Origin of the sequence: Streptococcus cristatus (assembly GCF_003943815.1) — a bacterium.
Classification (GTDB): domain Bacteria; phylum Bacillota; class Bacilli; order Lactobacillales; family Streptococcaceae; genus Streptococcus; species Streptococcus cristatus_F.
This window is the reverse complement of record NZ_RJNA01000003.1, coordinates 136,684-154,028: the sequence shown is the minus strand read 5'-3', so window position 1 is coordinate 154,028 and position 17,345 is coordinate 136,684. Positions and strand designations below refer to the sequence as shown.

Below are 17,345 nucleotides of genomic sequence, written 5' to 3'. Positions count from 1 at the left end.
TTCTCCTTTATTTATTCAAATCGCAGGGCTTCAATTGGATCCAGCTTGGATGCTTTCACAGCCGGCAAGAGCCCAAATACTACTCCTATTATACAACAAAAGAGCAAACTTACAAAGACCGAAAATAGAGATAAAATATATGGGTAGGCCAGAGACTGGGTAATAGCAAAGCCAGAGGCGATACCTGCTACCACACCAATAATTCCTCCCATCAGAGTCAGGATGACCGCTTCGATCAGGAACTGCTTGAGAATGATCTTTCGCCGAGCTCCCAGAGCCTTTTTAATCCCGATTTCACGTGTCCGCTCTGTCACTGAAACCAGCATGATATTCATAACCCCAATACCTCCGACTAAGAGGGAGATGCTGGCAATACCCGCTAGCAAGACAAAGTTAGACTGGTTAAGGTTATCCAATTGACGTTCAAATTCTTGCAGATTTAGCACACCAAACATATAGTCTGACTGAGGCATCTGCTGATTGAGGTAATCACTAACTTTCTTGGCTACCTTCTTCAAATCATCGGCTTTGTGGGTCTGAACGGTTACTTCTGGGCTGACATTGATGGTATCAAAAATCCGATGCCATTGTTGCAGAGGAATATAGGCTACCTTTTCCGAACCAGAGGTCAGGCCACTCTGCTCAGTAGACTCAAAGACGCCGATAACTTTAAAAGGATTGCCCTTGACTTCTACATACTTACCGATACCGTCTCCCTTAGGAAAAAGAGTATCATAAAGAGACTTTTCTAGATAGGTTACTTGTTCTTGATTCTTGAAGGCTTCAGAGTCAAAACCCTCCCCTTCCAACAGTCGTTGCTGCTTGATATCAGCTACTGACTGGGAAACTGCCTGAACCTTGCTAGATGACTTTTGACTGAGATAGTAAATCTTTTCGTCCGCCCCATAGGTCATCAAAGCATTTTTAACTCCAGGAATTTCCTTGATTTTGGACAAGACCTCCTCTCCCATGAAGGGAATGTAGGAAGGCTTCTGCGCTTGGGATTTTTCTGGAATAGAGGGATCGATGGCGCTTTTCTTATCGTAGACAACTTTGATAGTATTATTGCTACCACCGATCAGCTGACGTTTTGTATTTTCCGTATTTCCTTCGATAATGGAAAAGATAGCAATAATAGCGCCAATCCCGATGATAATCCCCAGCATGGTCAGCATAGAGCGCATTTTGTGGGACAGGATGGAGTTTAGAGCTACAAAAATATCTTCCATATAGCCCCCTTCTATCCTAATGCCCTAGTCTCTATATTACCGTCCCGCAAGACAACCGTTTGCTTGCAAAGCTGAGCCACTTCCGGCTCGTGGGTAATGATGACAATGGTCTTACCTTGTTCATTAAATTGCTTGAACAGCTCCATAATCTGAACACTGGTCTTAGTATCCAGCGCCCCAGTCGGCTCGTCTCCCAAGATAAAGCTGGGATTGGTCACCAGGGCACGCGCAATGGCTACCCGCTGCTTTTGACCACCGGACAGCTCCATAGGCTTGAAGTCACTTCTTTCTTCCAGGCCGACCAGTCGTAGCATTTCTAAGGCACGCTCGCGTCGTTCTTTTTTAGGAACTTTCATGTAAGTCAGAGGTAGTTCAACATTTTGACAGGCTGTCAGCTTGGGCATGAGGTTGAAATTCTGGAAAACAAAGCCAATTTTCTGATTACGCAAATCAGATAGTTGGTTATCGGACAGGTCAGAGACGTCAGTCCCTTCGATATGATAAGAACCTGCGCTAGCCTTGTCCAAACAGCCGATAATGTTCATCAAAGTGGACTTACCTGATCCAGACGGCCCCATGATCGCTAGAAAATCCCCCTCTTTCACATGCAAATCAATTCCTTTCAAAATCGGAAATTCCTGACTGCCCTGTTGATAAGATTTGTGGATGTTCTTAAGCTTTAACATTCTGTCCTACCTCCATCCCGTCTTTCATGCCTTCTCTAGGCGTCGAAATGGTATCCTGCATAGTCAGACCTTCTGTAATCTCTACCAAACGGTCAGAAACTTTCTTGGTCTTAACTTCCTTCATTTTCACCTTTTTGCCCTCTACCTTCCAGACATAGGTCTTACCATTTTTACTGAAAGTATAGGCTTTATTGACAACAACCTTACCGGCCTCAGGAGCATTTTCTACGACATTGACATAAGAATGGGAGCCTACAAGTGGCATTTCACCACCCTGATCCAGCTCGACAGTATAAGGATACTTGCCTTGGTTGGGATTTTCCTGTTGTTTATTTCCACCATTGCTATTTCCGGTATTTGCAGTTGTCAAGGTGCCGACTTGCGTCACGGTACCACTCCAACGTTTCTTAGGATCCTTGCGGTCCACAACATCTACTCTCTGACCCACATTCAGCTTCTCACGGTCAAATTCACTAACGCTCCCTTTGATCAAAGTTTTGGACTTGTCCATGATTTCGATAAAGGTTTCTTCTTCCTTTTTAGCCTTGGACTGAGTTGGAAGATCTTCGTTCATAGAGGTAATGGTTCCCGCTGTATCAGCCGTCACAGTATCATATTTCATACGGTCTGATTCCGTCTGAGCTGTCACCTGAGCCTTTTCAGCCTCAATCTGAGCATTCGTTACTTCATTGTCAGCAGTCTTTGCGTCACTTAGCGCTTGAGCCAGCTCGTCTTCAGCAGATTTTATCTGATCTAACAAAGACTCATCCTTACTAGAATTGTATTTATTCTTAAGAGTATTGAGATTAGCCAGCTTTCGGTTATAGGTTTCCCATTTGATAGATGCGCTAGTTTGTGCAGCCGTAATGCTATTGGCTTTAGCTTGAGCATCATACTGAGCAGACTGAGCTGTCAATTCCTGAGAGGTCACATAGGAAAAGAGGGGCTGGCCTTGTGTAACAGTATCGCCATTTTTAACGAATACTTCCTTAACTTCACCTTTTGATGGGTCAATTTTGACCTTACTACTATTGTTAGCAACTACTTCTCCAGATAAAACTAGGCTTGTTTTTTTACTGTTATTAACAGCATCTTGGACCGTCAGTGAATCAATCTTATTATCGACCATTTTCATGGCTTGTTGTTGATTAACCTGATGAAGAAGTACATAGCCTCCCAGCCCTGCACAAGCAAGAATGACCGTGCTTCCCAATAGAATGGTTTTACGATTCATTTTTTTTATTTGAAACATATTGCCTCCAACCTACAAGTTCTAACTTTTATTTATCAGTTGATTCAGATTCATCTGTTGGTAATTCTTCTCCATCTGCTGGGATTTGAATCACGTTTCCGTCCGGCATGGTGTACTCTGTCACTTCCTTGCCGTCTACTGTTTTCGTTTTTTGATCAACAGCATCTTTCTTAAAATCTACTTTTTTCCCATCACTAATTTCTTTATTGTCAGCATTCTTAGAACCGCATGCAGCTAGGAAAAAGACAGACATTCCGATAAGAGTTACAAGCATAGCGAATTTTTTTACGTTCATTTGATTTCTCCTTTGTTTTAGAAAACAGGAATTTTGAGCTTTCCTGATCGTATTTGTTTTTTTGAACAATTCCATTCTATCAAAGTGGTCTATCCCCTTCCTACCCACCATCTGTTTTTTATCTATTTTTTGATAAAATTTGAGATTCTCCTATAGATACAGGACTTTTCCTATCCAAACAGCTTCTTAAGTCGTTTTATGGTATAATAGATTGATTTTAAAAGAATGAGGTGGAAACATGACTCAAACAGTTTATTTTGGAACATACACCCGACGAGTTTCCCAAGGGATTTATAAGGCAGATTTTGACACTGAAAAGGGACAACTCTCAAACTTAGAATTAGTAGCCGAAGAACCAAGCCCTACTTATCTAGCCTTTGACCAAGCTGATCATCTATACACCGTTGGTGCCAAAGACGAACAAGGCGGGATTGCGGCCTATGACCAAAAGAGACAGCTTCTCAATCATGTGGTTGAAGAAGGCGCACCGCTTTGCTATGTTGCTGTGGATAACGAAAGAGGACTTGTCTACGGGGCCAACTACCACAAGGGACAAGTGCTGGTCTACAAGCAGCAAGAAGATGGCAGTCTAAAACTAGCTGATTCAGACACTCATGTCGGGCAAGGACCTCATGCCAATCAAGCCTCTGCCCATGTCCACTATGCTGACTTGACTCCCGATCAATATCTGATTACTTGTGACCTCGGAACAGATCAAGTCACTACCTACGATGTGACGGAAGACGGACAACTGAACAAATTGGCTACCTACACATGTGCTGCTGGAGCCGGGGCACGCCACATTGTCTTTCATAACCACTATAAAATTGCTTACCTTATATGCGAACTAAATTCTACCATCGAAGTATTGATTTATGATGGCGTTGGTCAGTTTGAACACCTGCAAACCATCTCAACTCTCCCAGCAGGATTTGAAGAATTTAACGGCACTGCAGCCATTCGTCTCTCTACTGATGGAAAATTCCTCTATGGCTCTAACCGTGGCCATGACTCAATAGCTGTTTATCAAATTATAGCTGATGGAAGTCTACAGCTCGTTGAGATCACGCCAACAAAGGGTAAAAATCCGCGCGATTTCAATATCACACCTGACCAAAACTACCTCATCGCTGTCCACCAAGATTCGGACAATGCGACTGTCTTCAAACGCAATCCTGAAACAGGCCGATTAACAGAGATTTCTCATGATTTCTATGTGCCAGAAGCTGTCTGCGTGACCTTCCAATAATCAAAAGAAAATTATCAAAGGAGCATTCAAGATGAATCCAGTAGAATTGTTTAACAAAGTCAAAGAATTGATCGAAAAGAAAGATTTTGATGCAGCTAAGAAGTTTGTCGAAGACCACAAAGATGAGCTAGGCGAATACTTAGATAAGGCTAAAGATTTGGTCGCAAATTCAAAAGGTCTCAACGACGTCATCAACAAAGTTAAGTCTATTTTCTAAAATCTTATTTAAAATAGCTGTTGGAGGTCTGATCCAACAGCTATTTTGATTCATCAAGGTTTATTTGGTCCATTTCCGATGCATAAAATCATGTAATTCTTCCAATCGCTCCCTTGTCAAGGGTTGAGCAAGAAAAACATCCTTATCGGCATCTTTGTCCTTATTAAAATCATGTAAGTCAACCTTTTCATAAACCATCTTATTTGCATAAGCAAGTTGACCATTTACATAAGTCATAATCTCTATATCGCTCTTACTAAAGAATGCTCCATAATAATCTTCTCGAACCACTATTGTCTGCCCTTTTTCCTCAAGATAGGCATAATGGTTCACCGGAACATAAACAGTAAAAAATATCCCAAGAATAGGAGAAAATGCCACTAACAAGGCTCCTAGAGCAAGAGCAGGATAAAGAACCCACCTATATCTTTTGACCAATAAATAGAAAACAAGAAATAAAAAGGGAAAAGCAAACCATGGGCTGAACCGAGGATACCAGAATATACTGGTAATTATAAGAAATAATAGAACTGCCAAAAGCGCCAGAGAGCTTGATTTGCGTTTATAAGCCCAAAAGAGGCCTATAAATAAAACGGTAAGAGCTGCCCACTCTCTGCTTAGGATATACAAAATGAAATAAAACATCCCCAAAGTCTCCCCTTATTTATTAAAAATCCCTTGAGTTAGCCTCAAGGGATTTGCTTCATTCCTTTAGAAGGAATTATTTTTTCAAGTTGTAGAATGATTTCAATCCACGGTATTCAGCAACTTCACCAAGTTGATCTTCGATACGAAGCAATTGGTTGTATTTAGCAATACGGTCTGTACGTGAAAGTGAACCAGTCTTGATTTGTCCTGCGTTAGTTGCAACTGCGATGTCAGCAATTGTTGAATCTTCAGTTTCACCTGAACGGTGTGATACAACGGCAGTGTAACCAGCTTCTTTCGCCATTTCAATAGCATCGAATGTTTCAGTAAGAGTACCGATTTGGTTAACTTTGATAAGGATTGAGTTAGCAGCGCCTTCTGCAATACCTTTTTCAAGGTAAGAAGTGTTTGTTACGAAGAAGTCGTCACCAACCAATTGAACTTTACCACCAAGACGTTCAGTAAGAGCTTTCCAACCATCCCAGTCGTTTTCGTCCATACCATCTTCGATAGTGATGATTGGGTATTTGTTTACCAACTCTTCAAGGTAGTCGATTTGTTCTGCAGCAGTACGTACAGCAGCTCCTTCACCTTCGAATTTAGTGTAGTCGTATACTTTACGCTCTTTATCGTAGAATTCTGATGATGCACAGTCAAATCCGATAAATACGTCTTTACCTGGAACATAACCAGCAGCTTCGATAGCAGCAATGATAGTTTCTACGCCATCTTCAGTTCCTTCGAAACGAGGAGCAAATCCACCTTCGTCACCAACAGCAGTTTCCAAACCACGTGATTTAAGGATTTTCTTAAGAGCGTGGAAGATTTCAGCACCCCAACGAAGAGCTTCTTTGAATGATGGTGCACCAGCAGGTACGATCATGAATTCTTGGAAAGCGATTGGAGCGTCTGAGTGAGAACCACCATTGATGATGTTCATCATTGGAGTTGGAAGAACTTTAGTGTTGAATCCACCAAGGTAGCTGTAAAGTGGGATTTCAAGGTAGTCAGCAGCAGCACGAGCTACAGCGATAGACACACCAAGGATCGCGTTCGCACCCAATTTACCTTTGTTTGGAGTACCGTCCAAAGCGATCATTGCACGGTCGATAGCTTGTTGGTCACGTACATCGTAACCGATAATAGCTTCAGCGATAACGTTGTTCACGTTGTCAACTGCTTTTTGTGTACCAAGACCGCCGTAACGAGATTTGTCACCATCACGAAGTTCAACTGCTTCGTGTTCACCAGTAGAAGCTCCTGAAGGAACCATACCACGTCCGAAAGCACCTGATTCAGTATAAACTTCTACTTCAAGTGTTGGGTTACCGCGTGAGTCGAGGACTTCGCGAGCGTAAACATCAGTAATAATTGACATTTTGACTCTCCTTATTGTTTAAAATTATTTACTAGTCTATGATACCTCAAAAGCGCTTTTTTTTCAAGGAAAAACAGCAGCTTTGCTTGAAAAATCACAATTTTTGAAATGCAATCGGTTACATCCTATCTTTTTCTTAACGGTTTGAAAATCAGAAATCCTTTATTTATGATATACTAGAAACATGACAGATCTAAATAACATTATCATGGAAAAATCTCAGGGAAATGCTAAGCTCAATCCTGATGAACAGCGCAAATTTTTGGAAACTTTTGAAGAGCGGGTGATTGCTTACTGCTCTATTTCGGATGCCAATTCCTCGCTTCTAAAGAAGCATTTTAAAGAAATAGTCGAATACATCACTGAAAGCTACCATCCCGTCACAGTCAAAATATCGCCTGAAGTCATATCCAGCCAGCAGGTTTTCTACCTAAAAACCGCCAAAGATTTAGGCTGCGAGGCCACCATCGTCTCTGCTTTTTGCCAATCCTCTCCTTTCGGTTTGGTGATTCATAGCGATCATCCTGTGACCATAGAAGAAAAGGACTTGAGCAAGCAATTTGCTGACGTCCTCCACCAATCAGAGAATAAACCATCTATCCGCAAGAAAACCTCCCTTTGGAAAAAAATGTTTCATAAATGACAAATTTAGAGAAATTATTTATCTTTTTCGAGGCAGAAAATCAGCGCGACTGGGACATTTATCAAACTTTTTTAGACGAGCATATCGTCTGGGAGCTACATGGAGAATCCTCAGAAATCATTCAGGGAAAAGAAGCCTATCTCCACAGGATACAGGAAGCCTATCAGAACAGTTCCGCACAGTTTTGTTGCCAATACTATCACAGCAATTCCGAGCAAAGTCGGATTCTAACAATTTTGGTCAATGACCATGGGGAACTTTCCTGCGATCTATTTGAATTTGCAAACGGCTTAATTGTCAAAGAAATCGAATATTTACTGAAAAAGAGGCTGGGACAAAAGTCCTAGCCTCTCAATTGTCTTTAGATTGTCGAGCAAGACGCAGTGGTTGAGCGGGCTCTACTACGCTGATTTCATCAGCTTTTACAGCCCTGCTCAACTGTGCGGAGGTGGGACGACGAAATCGAATTCTAACCAATTACCGATTTCTGTCCCACTCTCTTTTTTTGATGGCTAATAGGTTGCCAATATTGCAAGCTGTACGAACCAGATTTTCCCTCGCTTGAGCTAAGGTTACGTCCAAATCTGCCACTTGCGAGATAATGGGAAAAGCTGCATGGATATTCTCCCTAGGAAATGGAGGCAAATCATCAGCCAAACTGCCACAGATCGCAAGAACGGGAATCCCTTTTGGCGTCCTCCTTGCGATTCCAACTGGGGCCTTTCCCGCCAAAGACTGCTTATCCATGCGCCCCTCACCGACAACAACCAAGTCCGCTTCTTTAACCCTGCGGTCAAAATCCAACAAATCCAGACAGGTATCAATTCCTGACACGACTTTCCCCTTGGCAAATGTGACCAGCCCTGCTGCCATGCCTCCTCCTGCACCAGCACTAGCTTGGGTGAAAATCTGCGGATTGGCCAGTTCATAGAAGTTCCTCATTTCCTGATCGACAGATGAAAGAAGCCATTCAGGCAGACCTTTCTGTCGTCCAAAAATCTGCGTTGCTCCCTGCTGCCCACATAAAGGATTGGACACATCTGTCAAAATTTCGATTTCTATATCATCCAAGCAAGTTGGAACACGTTCCGCAGAAATTCGGGCAACTCTCCCTAGAGAGGAACCGACAGGCCGCAGTTGATGATTGTTTTCATCAAAAAATTCATAGCCCAGACCAGCTGCCATACCGATACCTCCATCGTTCGTCGCCGATCCTCCAACACCGACCAGAATCTTCCTGACTCCATGTTCGACCAAATGAATAATCAGCTCCCCCAGCCCTCTGGTTTCTAAGCCTAAAGGATTGCGTTTTTCCTTAGGAATTAAAGCCAGTCCCACTAAATCTGCCATTTCAAAGAGAGCGAGCTGGTCTTGTCTTGCATATTTCATTTCGACTGGCTGGCCGAAAGGTCCAGTTACCCAGTGACGAAACTCTTTTAGCTTCATAGCAGAGACCAAGGCAGCCACAGTCCCTTCGCCGCCATCTCCAATAGGTAGTAAGTCAAAAGTCGCCTCTGGCAAGGCTTGGGAGAAACCTTCTTTCAAGGCTTCTGCTACCTGAACGGCAGACAAACTTTCCTTAAAAGAATCTGGTGCTAATAAGATATGCATCGTGCCTCCTATTTTTCCTTCCCATCTAAAATATCCATTACTTGATAGAGGTCATAAACATTGATTTGATAGGGTGCTTGCTCTCTTACAATTGGCTTGGCGTTAAAAGCAATTCCAATGCCTGCCGTTTGAATCATAGGCAAATCATTGGCGCCATCCCCCATAGCAATGGTTTGATTTAATTCCAAATCGTTTTCTTGAGCCCATTCTTTCAGCATCTGAACTTTAGTATCTTTGCTAACAATCTCTCCTAAAACACGACCTGTCAGGAAGCCGTTCTTGATTTCTAAGCGATTGGCCTTTACATAGTCAATTCCTAGCTCCTCAGCCAGTCTATCCACCGTTTCATGAAAACCACCTGACACCAAACCAACCTTGTAGCCACGCGCATGCAGCCCATCTACTAATTTTTTGGCGCCAGGCGTGAAATGAATCTTGTCAGCTATCCGAGAAAAGATAGTTTCCGGAAGTCCCTCCAAGAGTGAAACCCTCTCCCGTAAGGCAGCCTCGAAATCCAATTCCCCGCGCATGGCTCGCTCGGTGATAGCAGCTACTTGCTGCCCAATTCCAGCTTCCTCGCCTAGCAAATCAATACCCTCTTCCATAATAAGAGTGCTATCTACATCCATAACCAACAAACCTTTGACCTGACTCATCTACTCACCTCATATTTTCTGTGATTTGTTGTATTATACAGGATTTTTAATAGCAAAACAAGCTAGATTGCAAAGAAAAAAGTTCCCGAAGGAACTTTCTTAGAAGCGAATATTTTCGCGTGTTTTTTCATATGAATTGATAAAACGAGCTGAAACTCCAGGCTCAACAATATCCAAGGCTTTTGAAATAATTTCCAAAGATTTTGCATAGTCAAATTCAACTTCAAAGGCATGAAGGGATTCATTAAAAGCTGCCTGCACATTATCATCGAAGGAACGATAACGGTTAGAGTATTGTAGCAACTGCTCTGTTAAGGTAGAATTTCGAACGATTCGATATGTCTCTTCTTCCAATTCATTCATTGTATTTGCCAGAATCTCTAACCAACGGTTAACAGATTCAATATTCACACGAGTTGCCTCCAACTCTCTAGCCAGCTCCTCAATATAGTCGCTTGCTCCAAAGAAAATTGTTAAGAAGGACTCCGGAATACCTGGTAAATTACGTTTTTCCATAAATCGCTTAATCGTATGCAATTTATTGGCGTAAATCGTAACCTTTTGACGGGCATTGACATCGTCTTTTTCGATCTTTTCTAGTTGCTCACCAAGTTCAATCTGTTCATCTTCGATTTCTTTCAATCGGTCTTGAATAGCTTCCAACTCTTCTCTAACCAATGAGAAAGGTTTCTTCATTTCAGCTGTATCTTCAAGTGAAGAGTGTACCACTGCTTCTTGAGCAGATAATTCCGATTTCAAATCCTTGATATGATTTATTTCAGGTTCTGGTAGCAAGAAGGAATGTGATAAACGTTCCATTTCGCTTTGAAGCTGTTGGTTATTCTCTTTAGTATGTTCTAAATAGTCAGGAAGGTAGTTCACCAACTTCTCAACGACTTTATGAGCCTCAATCTCTCGAGTAAAGATGGCATACAGAGCATCGATTTCCTCTTGAATTTGTTCATTCTCATACAAAGCATTATCCAACTCCAAAGCCGCAAGATTTTCTTCATTTCGTTTCAAACTAGCACGAAGTTGTTGGAAACGCACCTCTAAATCAGTCTCAATAAAATGATAATTGGTTTCCAATAATTTACGGTAGCCAGACTCCAAATCTTCTAATTGATCTGGTAATTTCTCAGTCAAGTCTTCTACAATTGCTGGAACTTTTTCGACGATCTGTGTTAGTGCCAAGATACGATCTTCTGCTTTGTCTAAGATTTCTGCCGCTTCCACAGGATCCCCTGAAGAATTGAGAGTAACAAATTGAGAGAAATCAGACTCAATATTTTCCATTTGCTTCTGAATTTCTGCAAGAGCTCGTCCATAAGCGTCAGGATTGCTAGCCACAGTATGCTGCAAATTTTCAAATAGATCTAGGGCATGTAAAACTCGTCCGCTATTTTTAGATTCTTGTTTTTTTAGATCTTCTAAAGCTTGACGAATCGCATGAATATCTTCACTGATTAAATCAATTTGGCTTTCAATGTTTTCAATCGCATGCTTGGCTTTGAGGAAACGGAAAGAATTATTGTAGCCCTCTGCCTCAAAGAGATTGTTCTCAATATCAGCAAATGAATTTAAAGAGAGGTCTACCCATTTTTGATTCCATTCACGGAAAGTCACTTGACTTTGCCCGATCAAATGTAAATTTTTAACTTCTTCCACTTCATCATTCACGGGAAGATTGTAAAGTTCCTCTTTTTTCTCCTCCAAACTTCGAAGCTTCGCTTCATTTCGTTTTCTCATATAGATAGCAGTAAAATATCCTAAAATTAATAGTGCTGCTACTACAATAATGAGAATAATCAGTCCATTAGACATATAAAACTCCTTCATTCTTTTACTAAAAAGCAAACATATTGATTATATCACAAATTCATTTGTAATGGTTGTTTTTTCTAACTTTTTAGACATCAAGTGTGCTATATACTGCATTTTTTTCGATAAAGTCACGACGAGGCTCTACACGATCTCCCATCAGCATATCAAAAATCTTATCAGCTTCCGCAGCGTCATCGACAGAAACTCGCGCCATTAGACGGTGTTCTGGGTTCATGGTCGTTTCCCACAACTGATGGTCATCCATTTCTCCCAAACCTTTGTAGCGCTGAATCGTCGGCTTAGAGCGACCTTCACTATAGAGCTCGAGAGCAGCTTGCAGTTCCTCTTCTTGATTTGCACCTGGCTGGATGTATTCTTTTACCTCGCTGCCGACCTTGACACCATAGATTGGTGGTTGGGCGATGTAGACATAGCCTGCTTCCAGAACCGGCTTCATGTAGCGGTAAATCAAAGTCAGGAGCAGAGTCCGAATGTGAGCTCCATCCACATCCGCATCGGTCATGATGACTAATTTATGATAGCGAGCTTTGCTGACATCAAAGTCAGCCCCAAAACCAGTTCCCATCGCAGTAAAGAGACTGCGGATTTCTTCATTGGCCAGAATCTTATCCATGCTGGCTTTTTCAACGTTGAGAATCTTACCGCGAATTGGCAGAATGGCCTGAAATTCACGGTTACGGCCGGACTTAGCTGAACCACCCGCTGAGTCTCCCTCCACGATGAAGAGTTCAGTTTCCTGCGGGTCGTTGGACGAGCAGTCAGCCAATTTTCCTGGCAGATTAGAGATTTCCAAGCCAGACTTCTTGCGGGTTACTTCCCGAGCTCTCTTGGCAGCAATTCTGGCCTTCGAAGCCAAAATTCCCTTTTCAACGATTTTTCGAGCCACCGCAGGATTTTCCAAAAGGAAATCAGAGAAGGCTTCGCTGAAGAGGCGATTGGTAATCTTGACTACTTCGCTATTGCCCAGCTTGGTCTTGGTCTGACCTTCAAACTGAGGGTTGGGGTGCTTGACAGAGATGACTGCTGTCAGTCCCTCACGCACATCTTCCCCAGTCAGATTATCCTCATTTTCTTTGAGAAGTTTGTTTTTCTTGGCATAGTCATTGATGACCCGTGTCAGGGCTGTCCGGAAACCTTGCTCATGCGTTCCACCCTCGTGGGTATGGATATTATTGGCAAAGCTCATAACTGTTTCATGGTAGCCAGTCGTGTACTGCATAGCGACTTCAACCGTAATGTCGTCCATTTCGCCGTCAGTATAAATCGGCGTTTCAAAGATTACATCCTTGTTTTCATTGATGTATTGGACATAGCTGGCAATCCCACCCTCATAGTGGTAATCCTTGACCTGCTCTATTCCATCTCGCTTATCTGTGATGGAAATTCTGAGACCACGATTAAGGAAAGCTAATTCCTGCACCCGTTTATTAAGCTTCTCAAAGTCAAATTCTACTGTTTCAGTGAAAATCTCTGGATCTGGCGTAAAGTGAACGGTCGTACCTGTACGATCCGTCTCACCGATGACTTCTAGATCAGCGACTACATGACCACGACGGTATTCTTGGTAATGAATCTGGCCGTTTTTATAAACGCGGACATCCAGCTGAGTGGACAGGGCATTTACAACGGAAGAGCCCACACCGTGCAGACCTCCTGAGACCTTGTATCCGCCACCGCCGAATTTTCCTCCAGCGTGAAGGACAGTAAAGACGGTTTCCACAGCCGGACGGCCTGTCTTCTCCTGAATATCAACCGGAATGCCTCGACCATCGTCAACAACTGTAATCGAATTATCTTTTTCGATAAAGACTTGAATGTGAGTGGCAAAGCCAGCCAAGGCTTCATCAATCGAATTGTCAACAATTTCCCACACTAAATGGTGCAGACCTTCCTTAGAGGTCGAACCGATATACATACCAGGGCGCATCCGAACGGCTTCTAAGCCCTCCAAGACCTGAATCTGACTAGCGTCATATTCTTGCGCTTGTATGTCTTGTTGCTTTTCTTCTGTCATGTTATTCCTTTTCTAGTTCAATATCTACAAATTCTTCAAGATTTTTCATATTATCAAAGAGATAGCAGCTAAAGCCTGCCGCCTGACCAGCTTCGATATCAATCGGCCGATCTCCGATAACCAGCCCAGACTTAATCTGGTACTTGTCTTTTAAATACAGCATAGACTCAGGATCTGGCTTACGTTTAAAACCATTAGTAGCCGTCACTACTTCTGTAAAATAAGCACTGATCTGCGTCTTCTGCAAAATCTCTAACACCTGATCATCTCGGTGAGAAATCAAAAAATTTCTACCACCCTGCTGGATAATTTGTGCTAATAATTCTGAAGCTCCCTCAAACAAGATCGGATGTTCTAATTCCTTGGCCTCGTTCGCCTTATAAGCCTTTAAAAATTCCTTGTTTCTAGGAGCAAACTGGCGGACTGCATACTCTGTCGAAACCTTGAGAGCCTTATAAACTTCATCATGACTCGCAGTTAGACCAAAGTCCTGCAAGGTATGGACAAAAGCTGCGGTAGAAGTCCCATAATTATCCAAGAGAGTCCCACCTAAATCCCAGATGTAATCTTGATAATTCATACCCTTTATTATATCATATTTTTTGAAAAAAAGGGCTTTTATTTATGATGAAATAGCATATTTTCATCGATTTTTCATCCAACTTAGACAGAAAAAATTCACTCGAAAATCGAGTGAATTTTTTAGTTCTCAAAAACATCTTTAAAAAGCATAGAACTTGCCAATTGGTCCGCATCTCCGCCTAACTGGTGAACCAACTCATAGGCAAAAGGTAGGGCTGTAGATGGGCCACGGCTGGTGATTAACTTTCCGTCTACGACAACGGTCTGCTTCTGATAGCTACCATTCTCAATGTTTGCTTCCACTCCATCGTAGCAAGTAAAGTTCTTGCCATTCAGCAGACCTGCGCGGTCAAGGGCAATCGGAGCCGCACAGATAGCTGCGACAAATTTATCTTCTGCTTGAAATTCCTGTAGAACTTCCATCAGGCGATCGTCATCTCGCAGATTTGTTGATCCTGGCATACCGCCTGGAAGAACGACCATATCATAAGCAGATAGATTCCCATTCCAGACTTGATCAGCTTTGACAGTAATCTGATGAGAACCTGTCACAGCCTCCTCAAAACCAATCATATCACAGATAAAGCCTGCACGACGCAAGACATCGACAACAGTGAGGGCTTCAATTTCTTCAAAGCCATTGGCTAACATGAGAGCTACTTTTTTCATGTAAAATACCTTTCTAGGATACAAGGTATCCACTTCTTATTTTATTTTTCTAAGTACAATTTTTTTACGAATAGGCGGAGTCACCGCATGCTTCTCCTCTTCTAAGCTATTTTGATAAGAGACAGACAGTAGGAGACCGATTCCGATAAGATTGCTGACGATGGAAGAGCCCCCTTGAGAAATGAAGGGGAGTGGAATCCCTGTCAAAGGCAAAATCCCTGTCACAGCACCAATATTTTCAAAAATATGAAAGAGCAGCATCATAATGAGACCGGTCGAGATATAGGTGTAGAACTGATTGTTGGACTTAATAGTAATCTGAAGCATACGATGAATCAAGAACAGATAAATCACAATCACCAAACTCGAACCAAGAAAACCAAAATCCTCTGCAATCACGGTGAAAATCATATCACTTTCACGGACAGGTACTAGAAGATTTGAGACATTAAATCCTTGCCCTAACAAACCTCCACTTCCAATAGCAATCTGTCCCTGTGCCTGCTGATAGGTTACTGTCTGAGCATATTCAAAAGGATGGAGCCAGGCTGAGATCCGATTGATCTGGTAAGTCGGCATCCCTAAACCATGGAGAAAAGCACGGCCACCATTTGAAATAAAGATCAACATAAAGACAGTAAAAAGAAGGGATACTGTCAAGAAAACCGGTAGAATAATCTTCCACGAAACACCAGATAAGAGAACAATGCCGCAGTAAATTGCAGCAAATACTAGGGCTGTTCCTAAATCACTCTGCAAGGCCAAAAGCAACAAAACCGGCAAGGTATATAATGCTAATTTTACAATCAAAAAGAGATCTAAAGCAATGGTCCGCTCATAGTTCTTATTTTGCTGCAGAAACTTCACTACAACTCGCGACAGCATCAAAATATATGAGATTTTCATAAATTCAGATGGCTGAAAGAGAGTAACCCCGCGAATAGATACCCAGTTTTTCGCCCCTGTAGAAGCCACTAAGCTCTCACTATAAAATATGAGCGGAAGAACCATAAGTCCTAAGCCTAAAACATACAGAAAAGGCGTCATCTTCCAAAGAAACTTAGTGTTAAAAAACATAACGATAAAGCTAATCAGAAAGCCTAATAAAATCCAAACTACTTGCTGACCAACAATCTGCAAGACATTATTTGGATAATCATGACTAACCGCTATATAAATAGCCGTAACTCCGATTGAGAGTAAGAGCAAGACAGGTAAAAGCAAGCTGTAATCAATCCGAGACTCAAATGTTCTTCGCTGTGAAGGCATAATTTTCCTTTCTTACAAAAAATATTGGATAATCAAGCTAGAAACTGCGACGCAGAACCAAGCAAAAGCTCCAGTTAATAAAGGTCCCGCTCCAGCCTCCCTGAACTGTTTGAATGAAACCTTGGCTCCAATCCCGGCTAAGGCCATAGCCATCAGCCATTGGGATAAAAGTTTCGTGTAAGGAACTAGATTTGATGGGAAAATTCCCAAACTACTCACTACAGAAGCCAAGACAAACCACAAAATAAACCAAGGAAAAATCTTCTTGAGGTCCACTTTTTGAGCTGACCGCTTATCTCGGACATAGCGATAGCCTGCAAAGATGAGACAGGCGGGTACAATCATCAAGGCTCGACTTAGTTTGACAATGGTTGCCAGATCTCCCGCCGCCTGACTATAAGTATAACCTGCCGCAACGACTGACGAAGTATCATTGATGGCCGTCCCTGCCCAAGTTCCAAAATATCCATCGGACATTTGCATGAGATGCCCCAGAAAAGGAAAGATAAAAACAGCTAAAATATTGAAAAAGAAGATGGTTGAAATGGAAAGAGCAATCTCCTCTTCTTCTGCTTCTAAAATAGGCGAAGCCGCTGCAATAGCTGAACCACCACAGATTGCCGTTCCAAAGCCAATCAAAATGGTTAAAACGAGTCTCATCTTAAAGAACTTTCCAGCTGCATAGGCCGCCAAGAAAGCAATCAAAATAGTCAAAATACTAATCTTCAAAGAAGACAAGCCCGTTGCAGAGACCTTGCCGATTGACATGGAAAATCCTAAAAAGATAATAGAATATTGAAGTAGTTTCTTTCCTGCATAGGTCAAGCCCGGCTGAAAAGCATCTGGAAGTTTCCATAAATTACTGAGCAAAATTCCTAAAACGATGGCAAACACACTGGATCCAATCAGCGGAAACCAATTTCCTAAACAAATGGAAACAGCCGCTATCGCAAACGATAGAACAATTCCTAGTAGATTCTTTTTCATGTCACAACCTTCTTCCTAGTCTTTTCATTATAGCAGATTTTTGGCATCAGTAGCCGAGAAAATTTGCAATCATTTAGAAAAACAGCCAGATAAAATTGACTGTTTTCAAGCAGTT

18 protein-coding genes are annotated in these 17,345 nt (G+C 42.1%); 4 read left to right on the top strand and 14 right to left on the bottom strand.

Annotated elements, in window-relative coordinates; translation table 11 throughout:
- Positions 1-11 precede the first annotated feature (11 nt).
- From D8872_RS03060 to D8872_RS03045, 4 genes are all read right to left on the bottom strand, one after another.
- Positions 12-1,166, bottom strand: coding sequence for an ABC transporter permease (locus D8872_RS03060; protein ID WP_376739485.1), 1,155 nt, complete (start codon positions 1,164-1,166; stop codon positions 12-14).
- A gap of 74 nt (positions 1,167-1,240) precedes the next feature.
- Complete coding sequence (locus tag D8872_RS03055) at positions 1,241-1,915, bottom strand: ABC transporter ATP-binding protein (protein WP_005589728.1); 675 nt, start codon at positions 1,913-1,915, stop codon at positions 1,241-1,243.
- Positions 1,902-3,167, bottom strand: a complete 1,266-nt coding sequence (locus D8872_RS03050; RefSeq protein WP_125389899.1) for an efflux RND transporter periplasmic adaptor subunit — start codon at positions 3,165-3,167, stop codon at positions 1,902-1,904. The genes D8872_RS03055 and D8872_RS03050 overlap by 14 nt, the downstream gene beginning before the upstream one ends.
- A gap of 28 nt (positions 3,168-3,195) precedes the next feature.
- Positions 3,196-3,462 carry a hypothetical protein gene (locus D8872_RS03045; RefSeq protein WP_005592220.1) on the bottom strand — a complete coding sequence of 89 codons (267 nt, stop codon included), beginning with the start codon at positions 3,460-3,462 and terminating at the stop codon, positions 3,196-3,198.
- A gap of 238 nt (positions 3,463-3,700) precedes the next feature.
- On the opposite strand from D8872_RS03045, the gene D8872_RS03040 reads away from it, so the two are divergent.
- Together D8872_RS03040 and D8872_RS03035 are read left to right on the top strand one after the other, a co-directional pair.
- The gene (locus D8872_RS03040) at positions 3,701-4,711 is read left to right on the top strand and encodes a lactonase family protein (protein WP_125389898.1); all 1,011 of its coding nucleotides are present in this window, start codon (positions 3,701-3,703) and stop codon (positions 4,709-4,711) included.
- A gap of 31 nt (positions 4,712-4,742) precedes the next feature.
- Positions 4,743-4,928 carry a hypothetical protein gene (locus D8872_RS03035; protein WP_125389897.1) on the top strand — a complete coding sequence of 62 codons (186 nt, stop codon included), beginning with the start codon at positions 4,743-4,745 and terminating at the stop codon, positions 4,926-4,928.
- A gap of 60 nt (positions 4,929-4,988) precedes the next feature.
- On the opposite strand, the gene D8872_RS03030 is transcribed toward D8872_RS03035, so the two are convergent.
- Both D8872_RS03030 and eno read right to left on the bottom strand, forming a co-directional pair.
- Positions 4,989-5,573 (bottom strand): hypothetical protein, encoded by a 585-nt coding sequence (locus tag D8872_RS03030; RefSeq protein ID WP_125389896.1) that lies wholly within the window; start codon positions 5,571-5,573, stop codon positions 4,989-4,991.
- A 76-nt stretch (positions 5,574-5,649) separates the two neighbouring features.
- Positions 5,650-6,954: a surface-displayed alpha-enolase gene (gene eno, locus D8872_RS03025; protein ID WP_015604660.1), complete on the bottom strand. Its 1,305-nt coding sequence runs from the start codon at positions 6,952-6,954 to the stop codon at positions 5,650-5,652.
- 184 nt (positions 6,955-7,138) lie between these two features.
- On the opposite strand from eno, the gene D8872_RS03020 reads away from it, so the two are divergent.
- Together D8872_RS03020 and D8872_RS03015 are read left to right on the top strand one after the other, a co-directional pair.
- Positions 7,139-7,597: a DUF1694 domain-containing protein gene (locus tag D8872_RS03020; RefSeq protein ID WP_005589719.1), complete on the top strand. Its 459-nt coding sequence runs from the start codon at positions 7,139-7,141 to the stop codon at positions 7,595-7,597.
- Complete coding sequence (locus D8872_RS03015; RefSeq protein WP_125381512.1) at positions 7,594-7,944, top strand: nuclear transport factor 2-like protein; 351 nt, start codon at positions 7,594-7,596, stop codon at positions 7,942-7,944. Before D8872_RS03020 ends, D8872_RS03015 begins: the two co-directional genes overlap by 4 nt.
- A gap of 130 nt (positions 7,945-8,074) precedes the next feature.
- Here D8872_RS03015 and D8872_RS03000 read toward each other — a convergent pair whose 3' ends face one another.
- The 8 genes from D8872_RS03000 to D8872_RS02965 all read right to left on the bottom strand — a co-directional run bounded on the left by D8872_RS03000 (position 8,075) and on the right by D8872_RS02965 (position 17,230).
- Positions 8,075-9,208, bottom strand: a complete 1,134-nt coding sequence (locus D8872_RS03000; RefSeq protein ID WP_125389895.1) for a glycerate kinase — start codon at positions 9,206-9,208, stop codon at positions 8,075-8,077.
- A gap of 8 nt (positions 9,209-9,216) precedes the next feature.
- Positions 9,217-9,864, bottom strand: a complete 648-nt coding sequence (serB, locus tag D8872_RS02995) for a phosphoserine phosphatase SerB (RefSeq protein WP_125389894.1) — start codon at positions 9,862-9,864, stop codon at positions 9,217-9,219.
- Positions 9,865-9,963: 99 nt separating this feature from the next.
- Positions 9,964-11,688 (bottom strand): septation ring formation regulator EzrA, encoded by a 1,725-nt coding sequence (ezrA, locus tag D8872_RS02990; RefSeq protein ID WP_125389893.1) that lies wholly within the window; start codon positions 11,686-11,688, stop codon positions 9,964-9,966.
- Positions 11,689-11,773: 85 nt separating this feature from the next.
- On the bottom strand, positions 11,774-13,723 hold the full coding sequence (gene gyrB / locus D8872_RS02985; protein ID WP_125389892.1) for a DNA topoisomerase (ATP-hydrolyzing) subunit B: 1,950 nt from the start codon (positions 13,721-13,723) through the stop codon (positions 11,774-11,776).
- Position 13,724: 1 nt separating this feature from the next.
- The gene (locus D8872_RS02980; protein ID WP_185761371.1) at positions 13,725-14,303 is read right to left on the bottom strand and encodes an HAD-IA family hydrolase; all 579 of its coding nucleotides are present in this window, start codon (positions 14,301-14,303) and stop codon (positions 13,725-13,727) included.
- 122 nt (positions 14,304-14,425) lie between these two features.
- The gene (locus D8872_RS02975) at positions 14,426-14,974 is read right to left on the bottom strand and encodes a DJ-1 family glyoxalase III (protein WP_125389890.1); all 549 of its coding nucleotides are present in this window, start codon (positions 14,972-14,974) and stop codon (positions 14,426-14,428) included.
- A 36-nt stretch (positions 14,975-15,010) separates the two neighbouring features.
- Positions 15,011-16,243 (bottom strand): FtsW/RodA/SpoVE family cell cycle protein, encoded by a 1,233-nt coding sequence (locus D8872_RS02970; RefSeq protein ID WP_125389889.1) that lies wholly within the window; start codon positions 16,241-16,243, stop codon positions 15,011-15,013.
- Between the two features lie 12 nt (positions 16,244-16,255).
- A complete protein-coding gene (locus tag D8872_RS02965; RefSeq protein ID WP_125389888.1) occupies positions 16,256-17,230 on the bottom strand; it encodes a YeiH family protein in 975 nt (324 codons plus the stop codon).
- Between the last annotated feature and the right edge of the window lie 115 nt (positions 17,231-17,345).

Bases quoted from the DNA above. Each gene is read 5' to 3' on its own strand.
- D8872_RS03060 (WP_376739485.1), bottom strand. From the start codon at position 1,166: ATGCTGGGGATTATCATCGGGATTGGCGCTATTATTGCTATCTTTTCC.
- D8872_RS03055 (WP_005589728.1), bottom strand. From the start codon at position 1,915: ATGTTAAAGCTTAAGAACATCCACAAATCTTATCAACAGGGCAGTCAG.
- D8872_RS03050 (WP_125389899.1), bottom strand. From the start codon at position 3,167: ATGTTTCAAATAAAAAAAATGAATCGTAAAACCATTCTATTGGGAAGC.
- D8872_RS03045 (WP_005592220.1), bottom strand. From the start codon at position 3,462: ATGAACGTAAAAAAATTCGCTATGCTTGTAACTCTTATCGGAATGTCT.
- D8872_RS03040 (WP_125389898.1), top strand. From the start codon at position 3,701: ATGACTCAAACAGTTTATTTTGGAACATACACCCGACGAGTTTCCCAA.
- D8872_RS03035 (WP_125389897.1), top strand. From the start codon at position 4,743: ATGAATCCAGTAGAATTGTTTAACAAAGTCAAAGAATTGATCGAAAAG.
- D8872_RS03030 (WP_125389896.1), bottom strand. From the start codon at position 5,573: ATGTTTTATTTCATTTTGTATATCCTAAGCAGAGAGTGGGCAGCTCTT.
- eno (WP_015604660.1), bottom strand. From the start codon at position 6,954: ATGTCAATTATTACTGATGTTTACGCTCGCGAAGTCCTCGACTCACGC.
- D8872_RS03020 (WP_005589719.1), top strand. From the start codon at position 7,139: ATGACAGATCTAAATAACATTATCATGGAAAAATCTCAGGGAAATGCT.
- D8872_RS03015 (WP_125381512.1), top strand. From the start codon at position 7,594: ATGACAAATTTAGAGAAATTATTTATCTTTTTCGAGGCAGAAAATCAG.
- D8872_RS03000 (WP_125389895.1), bottom strand. From the start codon at position 9,208: ATGCATATCTTATTAGCACCAGATTCTTTTAAGGAAAGTTTGTCTGCC.
- serB (WP_125389894.1), bottom strand. From the start codon at position 9,864: ATGAGTCAGGTCAAAGGTTTGTTGGTTATGGATGTAGATAGCACTCTT.
- ezrA (WP_125389893.1), bottom strand. From the start codon at position 11,688: ATGTCTAATGGACTGATTATTCTCATTATTGTAGTAGCAGCACTATTA.
- gyrB (WP_125389892.1), bottom strand. From the start codon at position 13,723: ATGACAGAAGAAAAGCAACAAGACATACAAGCGCAAGAATATGACGCT.
- D8872_RS02980 (WP_185761371.1), bottom strand. From the start codon at position 14,303: ATGAATTATCAAGATTACATCTGGGATTTAGGTGGGACTCTCTTGGAT.
- D8872_RS02975 (WP_125389890.1), bottom strand. From the start codon at position 14,974: ATGAAAAAAGTAGCTCTCATGTTAGCCAATGGCTTTGAAGAAATTGAA.
- D8872_RS02970 (WP_125389889.1), bottom strand. From the start codon at position 16,243: ATGCCTTCACAGCGAAGAACATTTGAGTCTCGGATTGATTACAGCTTG.
- D8872_RS02965 (WP_125389888.1), bottom strand. From the start codon at position 17,230: ATGAAAAAGAATCTACTAGGAATTGTTCTATCGTTTGCGATAGCGGCT.